4 protein-coding genes and 1 pseudogene are annotated in these 3195 nt (G+C 48.3%); 1 reads left to right on the top strand and 4 read right to left on the bottom strand.

Annotated features, from left to right (window positions below):
• Positions 1-109: 109 nt before the first annotated feature.
• Positions 110-295 (bottom strand): annotated as a pseudogene (locus tag D5281_RS24410) (recombinase family protein); the annotation flags it as partial.
• Positions 296-459: 164 nt separating this feature from the next.
• Here D5281_RS24410 and D5281_RS24405 point away from each other — a divergent pair.
• Entirely contained in the window at positions 460-1116 is a 657-nt protein-coding gene (locus D5281_RS24405; RefSeq protein WP_277935609.1) for a DUF6064 family protein, read from the top strand.
• Between the two features lie 68 nt (positions 1117-1184).
• Here D5281_RS24405 and D5281_RS24400 read toward each other — a convergent pair whose 3' ends face one another.
• The 3 genes from D5281_RS24400 to D5281_RS24390 all read right to left on the bottom strand — a co-directional run bounded on the left by D5281_RS24400 (position 1185) and on the right by D5281_RS24390 (position 3034).
• A complete protein-coding gene (locus D5281_RS24400) occupies positions 1185-1376 on the bottom strand; it encodes a transposon-encoded TnpW family protein (RefSeq protein WP_160562458.1) in 192 nt (63 codons plus the stop codon).
• Entirely contained in the window at positions 1373-2227 is an 855-nt protein-coding gene (locus D5281_RS24395; protein ID WP_016220904.1) for an ATP-binding protein, read from the bottom strand. The genes D5281_RS24400 and D5281_RS24395 overlap by 4 nt, the downstream gene beginning before the upstream one ends.
• A gap of 63 nt (positions 2228-2290) precedes the next feature.
• A complete protein-coding gene (locus D5281_RS24390) occupies positions 2291-3034 on the bottom strand; it encodes a replication initiator protein A (RefSeq protein WP_330585325.1) in 744 nt (247 codons plus the stop codon).
• Between the last annotated feature and the right edge of the window lie 161 nt (positions 3035-3195).

Genomic DNA, 3195 nt, shown 5'->3' with positions numbered 1-3195 from the left:
TATTTCAGACAGATAGGAGCCGACGTAAAGAGTTATGCTATCTAACATACATCAAAAAGAGGTAAGATAACACCCTCTGCAAAAAAAGGTATCGTTATCTTACCTCAACAAAATTTGCCCCGGAGAATCCGTCGTCCGTGTACCATTTGAGGTTGGAAAAGCCGTTCTGTTTTGCGTAGGCTTCCAGAATCCGCTTCTGGTTGCTTATGGAATTGGATTCCCCGGAAAGCTCGTCCTCGTGCGACAATCTCGGATAAAGGGCGGTAATGAGTTGTTGGGTGGTCTGTCTTAACATAATGTCCTCCGTTTCCGACAGCCAGTCCCACTATTCCGTAGGCTTAGTATACCATAGGGCGGGGCTGTCTGTACAGTCCTTTTTGCTTCTTTATGTCGAAAAATATCACGGTTTTTTGTTACGGTTTATAGCAAGTAGCTTATTATAGAAAATATCAAATTTTTATGCTATACTTTAGTTCGTTACAAAGTGACAAACTAAATCTACGGGGGCAACACATGGACGCACAAGTTTTTTGGGATGTTATCGGCAATTACAACAGACAAACATGGATAATCCAAATTGCATTACTCATTTTTTTACTCATAGCGGTTGCTTTGTCCTATACAAAAAAAATAAAGTGGGCGGCAAAATTCTCGCTTGGGATTATTAACCTCTTTATAGGCATTGGATTTTTCGCTTGGTATGGAACAGAGCCTATTCAGAAATTTTTTGCATTTCCGTTGTATATCACTTGCGGTGTTCTGTTCCTATACGAAAGTCTGCATAACAAGGACGATATACTCAAAACACCTACCGCATTTCAGATGTTTCTACTGGTGCTTTATTTAGCGTACCCTTTTGTTTCCATTCTTTTAGGTAATTCTTTCCCGCAAATGGTAACATACATCATGCCTTGCCCCGTAATCAGCATAAGCATGACGGTTTATGCTGGCTATAAAAGAAAAAACAAGCTGCTCCTCGCTTTACTGACCATATGGGGATTGACCGGAATAAAATCAGTCATCTTCAATGCCTATGAAGATATAATTCTACTGATTTGCGGTTTGTATGGTATCGTGCTGCTGGCAAATGAAATACGGCAATCAAGCAAGAAATAAACATGGTGTCATTTATTACTATTCCAGCGGTCACGCTCCACGGCATGACCGCTTTTCCATGCCACAACTTAGGCGGTAAAAGGCGGCTTGTGTCCGGCTACGCTTTCCGCTTCCAGCACTTTCATCATCTTGTCGGCGGCGGTGGCGGTAGTGCCTTGTTTGAAATAGCCGGAAACCACAAGGACGGTGTTCCCCCGGCGTACCTCGGTCACGCAATCCGGGCGGCGGGCGGGGCGGTCTTTCTTCTTGGTGTCGGTCATAGGCAAATCTCCTTTCCATTCAGCAGCTTTTTAAGCTGTTCCATTTTCTCCCTTGCGGCGGCTTTTCTGAAATTTTCCCCGGTAATGCGGACGGGGGTACACATTTCAATAAGGCGGTCATAAATCCGGGCGTGGGGCGTGTCCTCCGGGTTCTGCAATTCTTCCAGCGTCAAATTTGTAGTGACTATTAACGGCTTTCTGCTTCGGTATCGGCTGTCAATCACGTTATAGACTTGCTCTAAGCCGTATTCCGTGCCACGCTCCATGCCGAAATCGTCAAGGATAAGCAAGGGGAAGCTGCAAAGGCGGGAGATATATTCGTTCCTGTCCTTGTAGCTGGCGGCAAGGTCGTTGAGGATAAGGGCAAAGTTCGTCATGCACACGGAAATCTCACGCTCCATAAGGGCGTTAGCGATACACCCGGCAAAATAGCTTTTTCCCGTGCCGACATTCCCCCACAAAATCAATCCATAGTTCCCGGTGCTTATCTGTTCCCATTGCTCCGCATAGGAATAGGCTTTGTGCATTTGTGGGCATTTCCCGTTGTCGTTCCCGAAAGTCCATTCCCTCATAGCCGGGTCGGTGAAGCCTTTTCTTTTCAGCCGTTCCACTTCCTCCCGGTGCTTCTGCTCCCAGTCTGCGGCTTCCAGCGTTTCCCGGCGTTTCCGCTGGCAGTCACATTCTTTGGGGTGGCGGTCACGTCCGAAAAGCGTCTTGCCCTCTGCAAAATAGGCTTCTTTGGGCTGGCGGCAGCTCCCGCAATACAAAAGCCCGTCCTCGCCCGTGTAGTCCTCCGGCTCTGCTTCCTGTGCCGTGGCAAGCCGGAAAATGGCGTTATTGTAATCACACATAAAATCGTTCCTCCTTGTTCATGGTTTTTTACGCCCTGTTTACGGGGCGTTGTGTCTATGCGGTCAAAGGCTCTCGCCCTCTTTGTAGGAATAATCGGGGATTCCTTTCTTTCCTGTGCCTTTCCTGTCACGTCTTGCCCACATACGAACAGCGGCGGCATGGTTGGCGTACACTTTCCCGTAGGCGGCTATGAACTCGCTCAATTCCTCAATGAACCGTTCCAGCCTGTCTGGGTATTCCCCTTTCAGCTCCGCATACTCGGATTCGGAGAGGAAAAGGTTTTTATATCTGCCAAAGGGTGCGGGCTGCTCCCCACTCACTCCTTTTCGTTGGTTCTCTTTTAGTTGGTTTATAGTAAGTTGGTTAGGGGTCGGTTTTCCGTCCAACGCAAAGGTCGGTTTTCCGTCCTTATGAGGGTCGCTTTTCCGGCTATCAGAGGGTCGGTTTTCCGGCTGTATGGCTGTCATATGGTCGGAAAACTGTACCACTGGCACTTGCGGTATTTTCACATAAAGGCGGTTCGGTGCGGAAAAGCCCCGGCGTTCCCTCACCAGAAGCCCGGCAGCGTCCAGCTCGTTCAGTGCGCTTTTTATGGCGGTGCTGCCTTTATCCAGCATTTCCGTTATCTCCGAAACGGGATAGACAATATACGTCCTGCCCTCGCTGTCCTGCCAGCCGTTCTTCTGTGAGAGGGTGGAACGGTCAAGAAGCAGCCCATAGAGCAGCCTTGCGGTATGCGACAAGTCCATTTTCAGCAGAAAATAGGGATAGGGCAGAAAACGGGGCAATATGGTGTCGGCTGTGATGTAATCGGTTATGGTTCTCACCTCCTGTCTGTGGCTTCCTGTTACGCAGTTAAAACGCTGTTTTCGGGGGTAAAGGATAAATGTATCGGCTACCCTTTGAGGGCGGTCAAAAAAGCCTTGATTTACGGGGGTCTGGAATATCCTAAAGCGTGACATTTATC

The organism is Parablautia muri (assembly GCF_009917485.1).
GTDB classification, from domain to species: domain Bacteria; phylum Bacillota; class Clostridia; order Lachnospirales; family Lachnospiraceae; genus Suilimivivens; species Suilimivivens muri.
Note: the sequence above shows the minus strand (reverse complement) of the source record. Positions and strands in the feature narration are given on the sequence as shown.